The 16,313-nt window shown below is 58.8% G+C and carries 18 protein-coding genes; 9 read left to right on the plus strand and 9 right to left on the minus strand.

Annotated elements, in window-relative coordinates; all coding sequences use genetic code 11:
- Positions 1-80: 80 nt before the first annotated feature.
- A complete protein-coding gene (gene tyrS, locus D8U70_RS07895) occupies positions 81-1,280 on the minus strand; it encodes a tyrosine--tRNA ligase (RefSeq protein WP_016772931.1) in 1,200 nt (399 codons plus the stop codon).
- A gap of 212 nt (positions 1,281-1,492) precedes the next feature.
- Between tyrS and D8U70_RS07905 the strand changes: the two genes are divergently transcribed.
- Together D8U70_RS07905 and D8U70_RS07910 are read left to right on the plus strand one after the other, a co-directional pair.
- The gene (locus tag D8U70_RS07905) at positions 1,493-2,917 is read left to right on the plus strand and encodes a peptidoglycan DD-metalloendopeptidase family protein (protein WP_122705758.1); all 1,425 of its coding nucleotides are present in this window, start codon (positions 1,493-1,495) and stop codon (positions 2,915-2,917) included.
- Between the two features lie 3 nt (positions 2,918-2,920).
- Positions 2,921-4,012 carry an anhydro-N-acetylmuramic acid kinase gene (locus tag D8U70_RS07910; RefSeq protein WP_130928601.1) on the plus strand — a complete coding sequence of 364 codons (1,092 nt, stop codon included), beginning with the start codon at positions 2,921-2,923 and terminating at the stop codon, positions 4,010-4,012.
- 69 nt (positions 4,013-4,081) lie between these two features.
- On the opposite strand, the gene erpA is transcribed toward D8U70_RS07910, so the two are convergent.
- On the minus strand, positions 4,082-4,432 hold the full coding sequence (gene erpA, locus D8U70_RS07915; RefSeq protein ID WP_007918905.1) for an iron-sulfur cluster insertion protein ErpA: 351 nt from the start codon (positions 4,430-4,432) through the stop codon (positions 4,082-4,084).
- Between the two features lie 147 nt (positions 4,433-4,579).
- Positions 4,580-5,614: an N-acetyl-gamma-glutamyl-phosphate reductase gene (gene argC / locus D8U70_RS07920; protein WP_130928602.1), complete on the minus strand. Its 1,035-nt coding sequence runs from the start codon at positions 5,612-5,614 to the stop codon at positions 4,580-4,582.
- Between the two features lie 134 nt (positions 5,615-5,748).
- Between argC and hemJ the strand changes: the two genes are divergently transcribed.
- From hemJ to coq7, 6 genes are all read left to right on the plus strand, one after another.
- On the plus strand, positions 5,749-6,177 hold the full coding sequence (gene hemJ / locus D8U70_RS07925; protein ID WP_071173754.1) for a protoporphyrinogen oxidase HemJ: 429 nt from the start codon (positions 5,749-5,751) through the stop codon (positions 6,175-6,177).
- A gap of 33 nt (positions 6,178-6,210) precedes the next feature.
- Positions 6,211-7,179, plus strand: a complete 969-nt coding sequence (locus D8U70_RS07930; protein WP_130928603.1) for a nitronate monooxygenase family protein — start codon at positions 6,211-6,213, stop codon at positions 7,177-7,179.
- A gap of 80 nt (positions 7,180-7,259) precedes the next feature.
- Positions 7,260-8,207, plus strand: coding sequence for a DUF805 domain-containing protein (locus D8U70_RS07935; protein WP_122748119.1), 948 nt, complete (start codon positions 7,260-7,262; stop codon positions 8,205-8,207).
- 61 nt (positions 8,208-8,268) lie between these two features.
- The gene (locus D8U70_RS07940) at positions 8,269-9,057 is read left to right on the plus strand and encodes an SDR family oxidoreductase (protein WP_130928604.1); all 789 of its coding nucleotides are present in this window, start codon (positions 8,269-8,271) and stop codon (positions 9,055-9,057) included.
- Between the two features lie 56 nt (positions 9,058-9,113).
- Positions 9,114-9,452: a histidine triad nucleotide-binding protein gene (locus D8U70_RS07945; protein WP_017128660.1), complete on the plus strand. Its 339-nt coding sequence runs from the start codon at positions 9,114-9,116 to the stop codon at positions 9,450-9,452.
- Between the two features lie 133 nt (positions 9,453-9,585).
- A complete protein-coding gene (gene coq7 / locus D8U70_RS07950; RefSeq protein ID WP_130928605.1) occupies positions 9,586-10,233 on the plus strand; it encodes a 2-polyprenyl-3-methyl-6-methoxy-1,4-benzoquinone monooxygenase in 648 nt (215 codons plus the stop codon).
- A 111-nt stretch (positions 10,234-10,344) separates the two neighbouring features.
- Here the strand turns inward: coq7 and speD are convergent, their stop codons facing one another.
- Together speD and D8U70_RS07960 are read right to left on the minus strand one after the other, a co-directional pair.
- Positions 10,345-11,139 (minus strand): adenosylmethionine decarboxylase, encoded by a 795-nt coding sequence (speD, locus tag D8U70_RS07955; protein WP_024014530.1) that lies wholly within the window; start codon positions 11,137-11,139, stop codon positions 10,345-10,347.
- A gap of 237 nt (positions 11,140-11,376) precedes the next feature.
- On the minus strand, positions 11,377-11,799 hold the full coding sequence (locus D8U70_RS07960; protein WP_016772921.1) for an OsmC family protein: 423 nt from the start codon (positions 11,797-11,799) through the stop codon (positions 11,377-11,379).
- A 235-nt stretch (positions 11,800-12,034) separates the two neighbouring features.
- Here D8U70_RS07960 and crp point away from each other — a divergent pair, with 235 nt between their 5' ends.
- On the plus strand, positions 12,035-12,679 hold the full coding sequence (crp, locus tag D8U70_RS07965; RefSeq protein ID WP_041476679.1) for a cAMP-activated global transcriptional regulator CRP: 645 nt from the start codon (positions 12,035-12,037) through the stop codon (positions 12,677-12,679).
- Positions 12,680-12,688: 9 nt separating this feature from the next.
- Here crp and D8U70_RS07970 read toward each other — a convergent pair whose 3' ends face one another.
- The 4 genes from D8U70_RS07970 to D8U70_RS07985 form a co-directional block, all read right to left on the minus strand.
- Complete coding sequence (locus tag D8U70_RS07970) at positions 12,689-13,390, minus strand: lipoate--protein ligase family protein (RefSeq protein WP_130928606.1); 702 nt, start codon at positions 13,388-13,390, stop codon at positions 12,689-12,691.
- A gap of 127 nt (positions 13,391-13,517) precedes the next feature.
- The gene (gene trpC, locus D8U70_RS07975; protein ID WP_041476681.1) at positions 13,518-14,354 is read right to left on the minus strand and encodes an indole-3-glycerol phosphate synthase TrpC; all 837 of its coding nucleotides are present in this window, start codon (positions 14,352-14,354) and stop codon (positions 13,518-13,520) included.
- Positions 14,351-15,400 (minus strand): anthranilate phosphoribosyltransferase, encoded by a 1,050-nt coding sequence (gene trpD / locus D8U70_RS07980; RefSeq protein ID WP_016772917.1) that lies wholly within the window; start codon positions 15,398-15,400, stop codon positions 14,351-14,353. Before trpD ends, trpC begins: the two co-directional genes overlap by 4 nt.
- Before the next feature lie 9 nt (positions 15,401-15,409).
- Positions 15,410-16,003 carry an aminodeoxychorismate/anthranilate synthase component II gene (locus tag D8U70_RS07985; protein ID WP_041476683.1) on the minus strand — a complete coding sequence of 198 codons (594 nt, stop codon included), beginning with the start codon at positions 16,001-16,003 and terminating at the stop codon, positions 15,410-15,412.
- Positions 16,004-16,313 lie beyond the last annotated feature (310 nt).

Consider the following 16,313-nt stretch of genomic DNA (forward strand, 5'->3'; position numbering starts at 1 on the left):
GGAGTTTTCCGTTTCGACTGCGCCGGAAGTGGGGCGAATTATAGACCTCTGGAATTCGCCGTCAACCCCCAATTTCAACTTTATTCAGATTTCAGCGTAATACGTGCAAAAGCTTTCTTGCCGGCCTGGCAAACGTGAGTCGTGCCCAGTACATATATAAAGGAGCGATCAACCACCTCACCATCGACACGCACCCCGCCAGCCGCCAACAGATCTCGCGCCGCCGCTGAGTTCTTCACCAAGCCTGCCTTATTAAGGACGGCAGCGATTGGCATATCCTCAACCGAAGACAGCTCGATCTCAGGCAAGTCATCTGGAAGTTCGCCATCCTTCATGCGGTTGCCAGCGCCTCGGTGAGCGTTCGCCGCAGCCTCTTCACCATGGAAACGCGCAACGATCTCTTCAGCGAGTTTGATTTTGATGTCACGCGGATTCGCCCCAGCTTCGACGTCAGCCCGGAATGCGTTGATTTCATCCATCGAACGGAAGCTGAGCAACTCGAAGTAACGCCACATCAGCGCATCCGGGATGGAGACCAGCTTGCTGTACATGACGCCCGGCGCTTCCTGGATACCGACATAGTTACCCAGCGACTTGGACATCTTCTTCACACCATCCAGACCTTCCAGCAATGGCATGGTCAGAATGCACTGGGCTTCCTGGCCATAACCACGCTGCAACTCACGCCCCATCAGCAAGTTGAATTTCTGATCGGTACCGCCCAGCTCGACATCGGCGCGCAGCGCGACCGAGTCATAACCCTGAACCAGCGGATAGAGGAACTCGTGAATAGCGATCGGCTGGTTGGTGGTATAGCGCTTGTCGAAGTCATCGCGCTCGAGCATGCGAGCGACGGTGTATTGCGAAGTCAGGCGAATGAAATCCGCCGGCCCCATCTTGTCCATCCAGGTGGAGTTGAAGGCAACTTCGGTTTTCGCCGGATCAAGGATTTTGAAAACCTGAGTCTTGTAGGTCTCGGCATTTTCCAGAACCTGCTCACGCGTCAGTGGCGGACGCGTGGCGCTCTTGCCACTCGGATCACCGATCATCCCGGTGAAGTCACCTATAAGGAAGATCACCTGGTGCCCCAGCTCCTGGAACTGACGCAGCTTATTAATAAGCACGGTATGACCAAGATGCAGATCCGGAGCGGTAGGGTCGAAACCAGCCTTGATACGCAGCGGCTGGCCGCGCTTGAGCTTTTCGACCAGCTCGGACTCGACCAACAGTTCTTCCGCACCACGTTTAATCAGCGCTAGCTGCTCTTCAACCGACTTCATAACAGACCCGCAAGGCTCAGATTCAAAGGGAACCAACCATACAAGAACGCGCACCAATTACAAGTTTTGCCCGGCGCACGGACACCAATCCACAGACCCGAGGTCTGTAGACTTGCTTCAGCGATGATTTGGTTATATTTTATACAGTTATTTCATCTTCATCATGTCATTCATCTTTTCCAATTCATCTATTTCAAAGTCAAAAATTACCTATGACCACAGAACCGTCTAAAGCGCCCCCGCTTTACCCGAAGACCCACCTGCTCGCCGCAAGTGGAATCGCCGCCCTTCTCAGCCTGGCGCTGCTGGTATTTCCCTCCAGCGATGTTGAAGCCAAAAAGACGACTCTGAGTCTTGAACTGGAAAGTCCTGCTGAACAACTGACACAAGATCAAGACGCTGCTGATGCCGCTCAAGCCACAAACGAGCCCGCAGCTTCGCCGTTCGCACAAATCGAAAACAGCGACGAAAACACCGCGCAAACCGCTGAAACCGCGCCAGCACCTGTAGCGCCTGCTGAGAAACCAAAAGAGCCTGGGCACCGTGAGGTCGTGGTTTCCAAAGGCGATACGCTGTCTACCCTGTTTGAAAAAGTCGGCCTACCGGCAGCCTCCGTGCACGAAATACTGGCAAGCGACAAGCAAGCCAAGCAGTTCAGCCAACTCAAGCGCGGTCAGAAACTCGAATTCGAACTCAGCCCGGAAGGCCAACTGACCAGCCTGCACAGCAAGGTCAGCGACATTGAAACCATCACCCTGACCAAGAATGACAGGGGTTATTCGTTCAACCGCGTGACTGCCAAGCCAACTGTTCGCACTGCCTACGTCCACGGTGTCATCAACAGCTCACTGTCGCAGTCCGCAGCCCGCGCCGGCCTTTCTCACAGCATGACCATGGACATGGCCAGTGTCTTTGGCTACGACATCGATTTCGCGCAGGACATTCGTCAAGGCGACGAATTCGATGTGATCTACGAGCAGAAAGTCATCAATGGCAAGGCTGTCGGCACCGGCCCGATCCTGTCGGCGCGCTTCACCAACCGCGGCAAGACTTACACCGCTGTTCGCTACACCAACAAACAAGGCAACAGCAGCTATTACACTGCCGATGGCAACAGCATGCGCAAGGCCTTCATCCGTACGCCGGTTGACTTCGCCCGCATCAGCTCGAAGTTCTCCATGGGCCGCAAGCACCCGATCCTCAACAAGATCCGCGCGCACAAAGGTGTCGACTACGCAGCGCCGCGAGGCACGCCGATTAAGGCTGCCGGTGACGGCAAAGTCCTGCTGGCCGGCCGTCGCGGTGGCTACGGCAACACTGTGATCATTCAGCACGGCAACACTTACCGTACGCTCTACGGCCATATGCAGGGCTTTGCCAAAGGCGTGAAAACCGGTGGCAGCGTCAAGCAAGGTCAAGTCATTGGCTATATCGGTACGACTGGCCTTTCCACCGGCCCGCATTTGCACTATGAGTTCCAGGTCAACGGCGTTCACGTCGATCCGCTGGGCCAGAAGCTGCCAATGGCCGATCCGATCGCCAAGTCCGAACGAGCGCGCTTCCTCGCGCAGAGCCAGCCACTGATGGCGCGCATGGATCAAGAGAAGGCCACCATGCTGGCTTCGAGCAAGCGCTAAGCCATGACCCTGTATATCGGTGTGATGTCCGGAACCAGTCTCGACGGGCTGGACATCGCCCTGATCGAGCAGACCTCGGCGATCAAACTGATCGCCACCCACTACCTGCCAATGCCTGACTCCCTGCGCGCCGAGCTGCTTGGCTTGTGCGCCAGCGGCCCCGACGAGATCGCCCGCTCGGCGATTGCCCAGCAACACTGGGTCGAACTTGCCGCGTCGGGCATTCACAGCCTACTCGCGCAACAACAACTCAAGCCCGATGCCATCCGTGCCATCGGTAGCCACGGTCAGACCATTCGCCATGAGCCGGCGCGCGGGTTTACCGTGCAGATCGGTAATCCAGCCCTGCTGACTGAGTTGACCGGTATTACCGTCGTCAGCGATTTCCGCAGTCGCGATGTCGCAGCGGGTGGCCAGGGTGCGCCTCTGGTACCAGCCTTTCACGAAGCGTTGTTTGAAGAGCGTACTGGTAACCAGGCAGTCTTGAATGTCGGCGGATTCAGCAATCTCAGCCTGATTGAGCCAAACAAACCTGTAGCCGGTTTCGACTGCGGCCCGGGAAATGTTCTGATGGACGCCTGGATTCACCGGCAACGTGGCGAAAGCTATGACCGGGACGGCAAATGGGCTGCGACCGGCAAGGTTGAACCAGCCCTGCTCACGGCACTGCTGAGCGACCCGTTCTTCGTCACCAAAGGCCCGAAAAGTACCGGCCGCGAAGTCTTCAATCTGCCATGGCTGGAACAGCATCTATCGCGTCTGCCGACTTTCGCAGCCGAAGACGTTCAGGCCACGCTGCTCGAACTGACGGCGCTGACCATCATCGAGTCGCTACAAAGCGCTCAATCAGACACTCAGGAACTGCTGGTTTGTGGCGGCGGCGCGCACAACGCCACGCTGATGAGACGTCTGGCGGATCTGCTGCCAAATACCCAAGTCGCCAGCACCGCAACTCACGGCGTTGACCCTGACTGGGTGGAAGCCATGGCCTTCGCCTGGCTTGCGCACTGCTGCCTCGAAGGCATCGCCGCCAATCGACCAAGCGTCACCGGCGCTCGCGGCCTGCGCGTACTCGGCGCCATCTACCCGGCCTAAACTTCAGATACAAAAACGCCGCAGAACCGAAAGGCTCTGCGGCGTTTTGTTGTGTGCGGTGAAGCGCGATCAGATCGAGAACGACGACCCGCAACCACAAGTCGTGGTGGCATTCGGGTTCTTGATCACGAAGCGCGAACCTTCCAGACCTTCCTGATAATCCACCTCGGCACCGGCCAGGTACTGGAAGCTCATCGGATCGACCACCAGGCTCACGCCTTCGCGCTCGACGATGGTGTCGTCATCGGCCACGTCTTCATCGAAGGTGAAACCGTATTGAAACCCTGAACAACCGCCGCCCGTAACAAATACGCGCAGCTTCAAGCGATCATTCCCCTCTTCATCGACCAGGCTCTTCACCTTGTGCGCAGCACCTTGAGTGAATTGCAAAGCCGTGGGGGTGAAGGATTCGACGCTCATGCTGACTATCTCCCGGCGTTACGCCGCCATAATGCGTGATGACGCGCATTATCCGCTTGTCCTAGAAAATTGGTCAACTATTAGAGGAGCAGCGGCAAGCTTCAAGCGGTGAGCTTCAAGCTTGCGGCTTACAGGTTGCGGCTAACGTTACGGCAGCATGCCGGCGTGTGACAGGCCGAAGCGCTCGTCCAGTCCGAACAGAATGTTCATGTTCTGCACCGCCTGGCCCGAGGCGCCCTTGACCAGATTGTCGATCACCGAGAGTACGACCACCAGATCGCCATCCTGTGGACGATGCACGGCGATGCGGCAGACGTTGGCGCCGCGCACGCTACGGGTTTCCGGGTGGCTGCCCGCAGGCATCACATCGACGAACGGTTCGTTGGCATAGCGCTTTTCGAACAGTGCCTGCAGATCCACCGAGCGATCGACCACAGTCGCGTAGAGCGTCGAATGGATACCGCGAATCATCGGCGTCAGGTGCGGGACGAACGTCAGGCCGACGTCCTTGCCCGCCGCGCGACGCAGCCCCTGGCGAATTTCCGGCAAATGACGATGACCTTTTACCGCATAGGCCTTCATGCTTTCCGACGTCTCGGAGTACAAAGAACCTACAGCCGCACCACGCCCGGCACCACTGACACCGGATTTGCAGTCGGCGATCAAACGCGATGCGTCGGCCAGACCTGCTTCCAGCAACGGCAGGAAACCCAATTGCGTTGCGGTCGGATAGCAACCCGGCACCGCGATCAGGCGCGCTTTCTTGATCTGCTCGCGATTGACTTCCGGCAGACCATAGACCGCTTCGTCCAGCAATTGCGGTGCGCCGTGTGGCTGGCCGTACCACTTGGCCCATTCATCAGCATCTTGCAGACGGAAGTCGGCGGACAGGTCGATGACCTTGGTGCCCGCCGCCAGCAGCTCGCCTGCCAAGGCGTGAGCCACACCGTGTGGCGTGGCGAAGAAAACCACATCGCAGCCGCCTAGGGTTTTCACGTCCGGCACGCTGAACGCCAGCCCGTCATAGTGACCGCGCAGGTTCGGGTACATGTCAGCCACGGCCAGACCGGCCTCGGATCGGGAAGTGATGACGACCACTTCTGCCTGCGGATGCTGTGCCAACAGACGCAGCAGTTCGACACCGGTGTAACCCGTGCCGCCGACGATACCGACCTTGACCATAAACCTGCCCTCAACGAACCCACTGGAAAGCCGTCGATAATAGGGGCCGCGCGCGCCTGCGACAACCGCCAAGGTGACGCGCGGACGCTCAAGCCTCTACTATCTGGCTACCGTGAATGAGGGAATAACCAAAAATGCTCTATCTATGGCTCAAAGCGTTTCACATTGTCAGCGTCGTCTGCTGGTTTGCCGGGCTGTTTTACTTGCCGCGCCTGTTCGTTTACCACGCGCAAAGCACCGACACGATCAGCCAGGAACGCTTCAGCGTCATGGAGCGCAAGCTGTATCGCGGCATCATGGGCCCGGCGATGATCGCCACGCTGATCTTCGGTGGCTGGCTGATCTACCTTAATCCATCAATCTTCAGCCAGGGCGGCTGGATTCACGCAAAACTGACTCTGGTCGTATTGCTGATCGGCTACCACCACATGTGCGGCGCGCAGGTAAAACGCTTTGCCCGTGGCGAAAACACCCGCAGCCATGTCTTTTATCGCTGGTTCAATGAAGTGCCGGTTCTGATATTGCTGGCTATCGTAATTCTGGTCGTGGTCAAGCCGTTCTAACTTCAACCAATACAGATCCTCGGGGTGTTCTCAATGTCGCTGCCCGCTCTGCTCGAACAACGTCTGCGTCTGCCCGTCGTGGCGGCGCCGATGTTTCTGATCTCCAATCCGGAACTGGTGCTCGCCTGCTGCCGCAACGGCGTGGTCGGCAGCTTTCCGGCTCTGAACCAACGCGAAAGCAGTGGGTTCAAGGCTTGGCTGGAACAGATCGAAGCGGGCCTGGCGACGCTGGATAATCCGGCCCCTTATGCGGTGAACCTGATTGTTCACCACAGCAACCCGCGCCTTCAGGCGGATCTGGACATTTGCGTCGAGCATAAGGTGCCGATCGTTATCACCAGCCTCGGCGCGGTGAAGGAACTGGTCGACGCGGTGCACAGCTACGGCGGTCTGGTGTTTCACGACGTGACCACGCGGCGCCATGCCGAGAAAGCCGCTGAAGCCGGTGTCGACGGGCTGATTGCCGTCGCGGCCGGCGCCGGCGGGCACGCCGGCACCTGGAGTCCGTTTGCGCTGATTGCCGAGATCCGTGAGTTTTTCGACAAGACGCTGTTGCTTGCAGGATGTTTGAACCACGGCCATGAGATTCTCGCCGCACAGTTGCTCGGCGCGGATTTGGCCTACTTCGGTACGCGATTTATCGGCACCACCGAAAGTCACGCGCCTGACGCTTATAAAGAAATGCTGCTGACAGCCAAGGCTGCCGACATCATTCATACTCCAGCGGTGTCGGGAGTGCCGGCGAGTTTCATGCGCCAGAGTCTGGAGGCGGCCGGTTTCGACATGGCGGCCCTGCAAGGCAAGGGCGAGGTCAATTTCGGCGACAAGCTCAAGCCGATCAACGATGAAGCCAAAGCCTGGAAGACCGTGTGGTCGGCGGGTCAGGGTGTTGGCCAGATTGGTGATCTGCCAAGCGTGGAGCAGTTGATCGCCCGGCTCGACGCTGAATATCGTCAGGCTCAGGCGCGCGCCGCACAGCTGCCGGAACGCTGGCCGCGCTGAGCAATACCCCCGGCCAGTCGCTGTCAGACTAGCCTTGAACTGACTACTGCAAACCCAATCGCGACAAGGATGCCTCGGCCATGAGCGACACCCGTTACAAGATCGTCTTCGACGGCGCGCTACAGCCCGGCGTCGACCTCACCACCGCCAAACTGAATCTGGCGGATCTGTTCAAAAGCGATGTGGCCGCCATCGAGCGCCTGTTCAATGGCCGCACCGTCGCTCTCAAACGTGATTTATCTCACAGCGATGCGCAGACGTATCTGCAGGCGTTGAACAAAACCGGGATCGATGCGCGGATCGAGGCGGAAACCGCCATCGAGCTGAATCTCGCGGATGTCCACGATAACCCTGCAGCGGTGGCGGAACCGGACTCGCCTTACGCCCCACCGCGCGCCAATGTCGGTGAAGCTCTGCCGCCATTCGCCACGCTCAAGCCATTCAGCGTCGAAGGCCGGATCGGTCGCCTGCGTTTTCTGGCCTGGACCATGGTCTTGAGCCTGGTGACCTTGCCCATCGTCGGTGTGTTTGCCTTGATTGCCTTAGGCCTGGTCAGCGGCGATTCAACCACCGGCCTGATCCTCGGCGGCATTCTGGCGGTCTTCCTGTTCATTGGCTTCATGATCGTCAGCATTCTGTTCAGCGTTCAGCGCCTGCACGATATCGGCTGGTCGGGCTGGCTGTGGCTGTTGAATCTGGTGCCGTTCGTGGGCAGTTTTTTCCCGCTGGTGATGATGGTTGTGCCCGGCAATACCGGCGCCAACCGCTATGGGCCGCCACCGCCACCGAACAGCACGGCGGTCAAAGTGCTGTGCTCGTTGTGGATCGTATTCTTCGCACTGATTTTTGCCGGAGGCCTTCTTGGCGGCTTCTCGGCTGTGCAGGAAGAATATGAAAGCAATCTGGAGAGCAGCTATGACAGCGGCTCGGTGACCACCGACGAAGTTGAGGTCGTCGAACCGCCAGTGATTTCCGCCGACGAGGCAGCCGAACCGGCGCAGGCCCCTGTAGACTCTGCGCAAGAATGAACAGCGCTCCCTGCCGCGACAACCGCGTCGCCGGCGCGGAGCTGTTGCGATGGAGAACTGCATGACCCGTTACGCTCTGATCACTGGCGCTTCCAGCGGCATCGGCCTGGCCATGGCCGAAGCGCTGGCCCGGCGCGGCCGCAGCCTGATTCTGGTGGCACGACAGCGTGATCAGCTGGAAAGTATCGCCATCGAGCTGACCCAGCGTTTCGATGTCGAAGTATTGTTTCGTGCCTGCGATCTCGGCGAACCGTTGCGCCTGTCGGGCTTTTTGCTGGAGCTGGAAGAAGGCGACCGGCAGATCGATCTGCTGGTCAATTGCGCAGGCATCGGCACCTGCGGACCATTCCTCGCGCAGGACTGGATGACCGAGCAGGACCTCATCGAGGTCAATATCCTCGCCCTCACACGCCTCTGCCATGCGCTGGGTAACAGCATGGCACTGCTGGGTGGCGGGCAGATCCTCAATGTCGCCTCGGTGGCTGCGTACAGCCCCGGCCCATGGATGAGCACGTACTACGCCAGCAAAGCCTATGTGCTGCATTTTTCCGAAGCCTTGCGCGTGGAGCTCAAACAAAGCGGCGTGAAAGTCTCCGTGCTGTGCCCTGGCCCGACGCGCACACCGTTCTTCCGTACCGCACAGATGAGTAGCGAAAAGATCGAAAGCAGCCACTCGCTGATGAGTCCGGAAGAAGTGGCACTGCATGCCGTACGCGCAATGGATAAAAACCGCGCCATCATCATTCCGGGACGACGCAACCGCTGGCTGGCGTTCCTGCCGCGGCTGGGTTCGCGCTGGCTCAATCGCACCATCGTCGGCATGATCAACAAAGCTTACTGCCCCCGCTAGGAAGACGACTTCGAAGCGGTACACTCGATTCAGCCCAACTCAACGGAGAAACAGCAGTGGATACTCTGTTCACCAAGATCATCAACCGGGAAATCCCGGCCAAGATCATTTACGAGGACGACCAGGTTCTGGCCTTCCACGACATCGCCCCACAGGCTCCGGTGCACTTTCTGGTGATCCCGAAAAAACCGGTGCGCACGCTCAACGACCTGACCGAAGACGACAAGGCGCTGGCCGGGCACATCCTGTTCACCGCGCAGCGTCTGGCGCTGGAACTGGGTTGCGAAGAGGGCTTCCGCGTGGTGATGAACTGCAATGAACTTGGCGGGCAGACTGTCTATCACATCCATATGCACGTGCTGGGGCAGCGCCAGATGAACTGGCCGCCGGGCTGATTGGCGACAACCAACTGTGGGAGCGAGCCTGCTCGCTCCCACAAAGAGCAAAATCAGCGGCCAATGACCCAGCGCAAACCCTCGACGGCCGATTCGGTTAAACTGGCCGCCGAGATTCTTCCCGGAGGTCAGCATGACTACCCAACGTCACTACTCGCCCATAGACCGTCTGCTGCTGCAAGCCGATGCCGCGATGCGCACCCTGTTGCCCTTCAGTGGCCAGCCGTACCGCCCGTCGCCAGCGATTCTGCAGCCGGATATGCAAATGAGCGATGAAGACACCCGCCATGTCGCCGGTCTGATGCGCATCAACCATACCGGCGAAGTCTGCGCCCAAGCGCTGTATCAGGGACAGGCGCTGACCGCAAAGTTGCCGCAGGTACGCGCAGCCATGGAGCACGCGGCTGAAGAAGAGATCGATCATCTGGTCTGGTGTGAACAGCGCATCCATCAGTTGGGCAGCCACACCAGCGTGCTGAATCCACTGTTTTACGGCATGTCGTTCGGTATCGGCGCGGTTGCCGGGCTGATCAGCGACAAGGTCAGCCTTGGTTTCGTAGCGGCGACCGAGCATCAGGTCTGCAAGCACTTGAACGAACATCTGGAGCAATTGCCGGCCGAGGACGAAAAGTCCCGGGCAATTCTTGAGCAGATGCGCATCGATGAAGAACACCATGCGGAAAGTGCGTTGGATGCGGGCGGATTTCGTTTTCCGGCGCCAGTGAAGTTCGGCATGAGTTTGTTGGCGAAGGTGATGACCAAGAGTACTTATCGGATCTGAGATCTGTGTCGGTGCTGATGACCTCTTCGCGAGCAGGCTCGCTCCCACAGGGGTTTTGTGTGAGGCATGAAAAAGGCGACCAGGAGGTCGCCTTTTTTGTGTCCGGGAATCTTAGGTCGGCATGTTGCGCGCGTAGAAGATTTCCAGCATTTCGTGTTTCACACGGTCGGTCACCTGAGCACGCTGCTCGGGCGAGAGGTTGCTGGTGGCGTCGCCGAACAGGTAGTTATCCAGTTCGAAGTTCTTCAGCAGCATTTTGGTGTGGAACAGGTTTTCCTGGTACACGTTCACGTCGGTCATCTGGTACGCGTCGCGGGTGTCTTCGGAGAGGTAGTTCTGGATCGAGTTGATCTCGTGGTCGATGAAGTGTTTGTTGCCTTCAACGTCACGGGTGAAGCCGCGCACACGGTAATCCACGGTCACGATGTCCGAATCGAACTGGTGAATGAGGAAGTTGAGCGCTTTGAGCGGTGAAATGACACCACAAGTCGACACGTCGATATCCACACGGAAGGTCGCAATACCGTCGTCCGGATGGATTTCCGGATAGGTGTGCACCGTGATGTGGCTCTTGTCGAGGTGGGCCAGAATGATTTCGGGCAACGGGCCCGGCGATTCTTCGATCTGGCTGTCAGTCGGGGTCACCGGCTCTTCCGAAATCAGAATCGTGACGCTGGCGCCCTGGGGTTCATAGTCCTGACTGGCGATGTTCAGGATGTTGGCACCAATGATCTCGACAACTTCTGTGAGAATCTGCGTCAGGCGTTTCGCGTTGTACTCTTGATTGATGTACTCGACGTAAGCCTGCTGGTCTTGCGGGGTCTCCGCGTAGCAGATGTCATAGATGTTGAAGCTCAAGGTCTTTGTCAGGTTATTGAACCCGTGGAGCTTGAGTTTGCTTTTCACCGTTAAAAACTCTCTATGTATGCGGCGCGGCCGCGTGATCAAGCATGCCCGTCAAGTGCGAACAACGCACCTGCGTAGGACGGTTAACACCTCTTCGCGATGGCGATTTTGGTTATCTGTTCAGGCGGATGACCTGTCGGCTGACCGATCACTGCCCTGAAAAAAGTGGCGCATTATGCAGACGTCAGCGGGGGATCGCCAGAGTCTGCACTGCTTTTATGATAGTTGAATGTCGGTTCAGCCGAGTTCAACGATTTCATAGTCGTGGGTAATCGCCACGCCAGCCGCGCCGAGCATGATCGACGCCGAGCAATACTTCTCGGCCGACAGCTCGATGGCGCGCTTGACCTGAGCTTCTTTCAGGCCCCGGCCCTTGACCACGAAGTGCATGTGGATCTTGGTAAAGACCTTGGGATCCTCAGTCGCACGCTCGGCGTCGAGGAAGGCTTCGCAGCTTTCAACGGCCTGGCGCGACTTCTTCAGGATGCTGACCACGTCGAAGTTGCTGCAACCGCCGACACCCAGCAAGAGCATTTCCATCGGGCGAACCCCGAGATTACGCCCACCGGCATCTGGCGGGCCGTCCATCACCACGACATGACCGCTGCCGGATTCGCCGAGGAACATGGCTTCGCCAGCCCATTGGATGCGTGCCTTCATCGCCCAGACTCCACTGTAAAAAAAGGGTCGCCAGCTTAGCACAGCGCTTTGTCCCGACAGGAACGACGTCCTAGGACGGATGCTTTTTGACTGTAGGTAATTTCTCGAATTTTCGACGAAGTGTCTGGTAAGCTGGCGCCAATTCGCTGGCGCCAATTCGTCAGCCCTGTAGCGACCGCCTTCAGCGCCTCATAAAAACTCAAACATCACCGTGCAGTCTTTTCGGGATACAACCATGGTTGCTATTACCCCCACACCCAAAATCAAGAACATCGACAAGCTGTTGATGCATTGCCAGCGCCGGCGTCATGCGGCCAAGAGCAATATAATCTGCGCCGGGGATCGCTCGGACACGCTGTTTTTCATCATCAAAGGCTCGGTCACCATCCTCATCGAAGACGACGATGGTCGCGAGATGATCATCGCTTACCTGAACGCCGGAGATTTCTTCGGCGAACTGGGTCTGTTCGAGCAGGCAGGTCAGGAGCAGGAACGCAGCGCCTGGGTGCGGGCCAAGGTCGAATGCGAAACTGCGGAAATCAGTTACGCCAAGTTCCGCGAGTTATCGCAGCAGGATCCAGACATTCTTTACGCCCTCAGCGGACAAATCGCACAACGCCTGCGCAACACCACGCGCAAAGTCGGCGACCTGGCGTTTTTCGACGTCACCGGCCGCGTCGCCCGCTGCCTGCTGGAGCTGTGCAAACAGCCAGACGCCATGACCCATCCGGACGGCATGCAGATCAAAGTCACCCGTCAGGAAATCGGTCGGATTGTCGGTTGTTCGCGAGAAATGGTCGGCCGCGTGCTCAAGGATCTTGAAGAACGCAATCTGGTCGACGTGAAGGGCAAGACCATGGTGGTCTTCGGTACGCGCTAAGCTCGTAAATCAGGCACTGTAAATCTGCGCCAGCATCAAACGAAACAATTCATCGAGACGCGCCAACGCCTGTGGCGCGTTGAATTTCTCATGCAGGGCGATGTGGCTTTGCGCCCTCACCCGCTGCTCCAGACCGCAGGCTTCGTTGAAGCGATTGACCGCGGCAACCATCGCTTCACGCTCGTCATCCATCAGCATTGCACCGTGCACCAGCCCCACTGGACGCTGGCCGCCCTGACTCTGGCGCCAGCGCTGGGCGGTGCCGACCATCTTGCGACCGTCGAGATTGACGTTGAAACGGCCGTCGCAGAATGCGCCGTCGATTTCCCCGACTGACGACGTGCCACCCAACTCATCCAGCAACTGACAGATCGGATCGCACAAACGACGGTAGCCGGTTTCGATGCGGTTTAGATCGCCTTCGCTGCGAGACGGGGCATATACCAAGGCAATGTTGACGGTCGCAGCGGATTGCGGGACGGGCTCACCGCCGGTTTCACGCAACAGCACCGGCCAGCCAGCAGCAGCGGAAACTTCGCAGGCGTGGTCGAATTGCGCGAGACGGTTGAGGCGGCGCGGCATGACTAGCGCGCGGTCGGTGGGTTGCCAGAACAGCAGGCCAAATTCGGCGTCGCCAGAGCAGACCGAGGCCAGCAAGTCCTGTTCGGCTTGCAGGCCGGATTCGATGGTCAGCGGGGTTGGCAGCGACATGGTGAGCTCCGGCAAGTTGAGTCTCTTTAGCGGATTCGAAGGCCCCTTCGCGAGCAGGCTCGCTCCCACAGGGGGAAATGCATTCCAAATGTGGGAGCGAGCCTGCTCGCGAATGAGGTCGACTCGGTCAGTCGAGGGTCGAACCGCTGATCGGCACACCACGCTCCGGAAAGAACAGGCGCTGCAATTCAATGCCCGGATTTTCCGCGCGCATGAACGCCTCGCCGACCAAGAACGAGTACACATCGCTGATTTCCATCAGCTCGACGTCGGCCCGATTGAGGATGCCGCTCTCGGTGATCACCAGGCGATCGCGCGGGATGCGCGGCAGCAGGTCGAGGGTGGTTTCCAGACTGACGTCGAATGTGTGCAGGTTGCGGTTGTTGACCCCGACCAACGGCGTGTCGAGCGTCTTCAGCGCGCGCTCCAGCTCGTCACCGTCGTGCACTTCCACCAACACGTCGAGACCGACGCCTTTGGCCACGGCGGCCAGCTCGGCCATTTTAACGTCGTCCAGTGCGGAGACGATGAGCAGCACGCAATCGGCGCCCAGCGCGCGGGCTTCAACGATCTGGTACGGATCGATCATGAAATCCTTGCGGATCACCGGCAATTTGCAGGCGGCGCGCGCCTGTTGCAGATAGGCGTCAGCACCCTGGAAATAATCGATGTCGGTCAGCACCGACAGACACGTGGCCCCACCCTTCTCGTAGCTCTTGGCAATGTCGGCCGGGACGAAGTCTTCGCGGATCACGCCTTTGCTCGGCGAAGCCTTTTTGATTTCGGCAATCACGGCCGGTTGCTTCTTCTTCGCTTGTGCCAGCAATGCCTGGGCAAAACCACGGGGTGCATCGGCCGCCTTGGCCAGACTTTCCAGCTCGCTCAGGCTGACCCGGGCGCTGCGCTCGGCGACTTCCTCAACCTTGCGCGCCAGAATGTTTTCCAGAACCGTCGGTACACTCATCCTTCATTCTCCACTTTGAATACCGCGGTAAAGGCACCCAGCTCCTCGAGCTTTTCCCGAGCGAGGCCGGTGTGCAGCGCGTCGTGCGCCAGCTCCACACCTTGTTTCAGACTGCTTGCCAGGTCGGCGGCGTACAGCGCCGCACCGGCATTGAGCACAATCATCTCGGCAGCTTTCTGACCGTTTTCCGTCTTGCGCTTGCCAAGGGCATCACGGATCAGCGCCAGCGATGCTTCCGGGCCTTCGACCGACAGACCGTGCAGGCTCTGGCTCTTCATGCCGAGGTCTTCCGGTTCGACCCAATACTCAGTGATTTCGTTGTTCTTCAGCTCGGCAACAAAGGTCGGCGCGGCGAGGCTGAATTCGTCCAGGCCGTCCTTCGAGTGCACGACCAGAACGTGTTTGCTGCCCAGTCGCTGCAAGACTTCGGCCAATGGCCGGCACAGCGTCTGGGTGAATACGCCGACGACCTGATGCTTCACACCGGCCGGATTCGTAAGCGGGCCGAGCATGTTGAACAGCGTGCGCAGGCCGAGTTCGCGGCGCGGGCCGGCGGCGTACTTCATCGCTTTGTGGTGAGTCTGGGCGAACATGAAACCGATGCCGACGTTGTCGATGCAGCGCGCGACCTGCACCGGGGTCAGGTTCAAATAAATGCCGGCAGCTTCCAGCAGATCGGCGCTGCCGCTCTTGCCGGACACTGCGCGGTTGCCGTGCTTGGCGACGGTGCAACCGGCGGCTGCGACAACAAAGGAAGACGCGGTCGATACGTTGAAGATATTCGCACCGTCACCGCCGGTGCCGACCACATCGACCACGCCGTCGAGGGTTTTCAGCTCGACCTGATCTGCCAGCTCACGCATCACCGACACCGCGCCGACGATTTCGTCGATGCTCTCGCTCTTCATGCGCATGGCCATCATGAACGCGCCGATCTGCGCTTCGGTGCACTGACCGGTCATGATTTCGCGCATCACATCGCGCATTTCATCGGTGCTGAGGTCGAGGTGTTCGACGATACGGCTGAGGGCTGTCTTGATGTTCATGGGAAGTCCTTAGCGCGTGCCGCCGGTTTGTTTGAGGAAGTTGGCAAACAATTCATGACCCTGCTCGGTGAGGATCGATTCGGGGTGGAACTGTACGCCCTCGATGTTCAGGGTCTTGTGACGCAGGCCCATGATCTCGTCGACCGAGCCGTCATCGTGCTGGGTCCATGCGGTCAGCTCGAGGCAATCGGGCAGGCTGTCGTGCTTGACGATCAGCGAGTGATAACGGGTAACGGTGAGCGGATGATTGAGGCCGGCAAACACGCCCTTGTCCTCGTGGAATACCGGGCTAGTCTTACCGTGCATGACTTGGCGGGCTCGCACCACATCACCGCCGAAGGCCTGGCCGATGGACTGGTGGCCGAGGCAGACGCCGAGGATCGGCAGTTTGCCGGCGAAGTGCTTGATCGCGTCGATGGAAACGCCCGCCTCGGTGGGCGTGCACGGCCCCGGGGAAACCACGATGCGCTCGGGATTCAGCGCTTCGATTTCGGCGATGGTCAGTTCGTCGTTGCGCACCACTTTGACCTCGGCACCCAGCTCGCCGAGGTATTGCACAACGTTGTAGGTAAAGGAGTCGTAGTTGTCGATCATCAGCAACATGGCGTTTCGAACCTCTTGAATTCTGACTTGATGACAGCCTTCAGATGACTTGCCCGCGGGTGGCTGCGCGATGTCGGACGCGCACAGGGCGCCAGCACAGCGGCATTTCAAACAGACAAGGAAGGCAAAGCGATACAGATCCGGCGGAGCCGGCAGAGAAGATTCAGGCGCGCCAACGCCAGCGGGCGTGTGCCTTGATGACTTGATCCAGAAGTTTGCTGGTGATCAACACGGGGAAGGTCTCGTTCATACGTTCCGGCACAGTAACTTAGCTGGGCGGAGCACGCAATATGGCGGGGCCTGCGGGTTA

Origin of the sequence: Pseudomonas sp. Sample_20 (genome assembly GCF_004307585.1) — a bacterium.
Taxonomy (GTDB): domain Bacteria; phylum Pseudomonadota; class Gammaproteobacteria; order Pseudomonadales; family Pseudomonadaceae; genus Aquipseudomonas; species Aquipseudomonas atacamensis.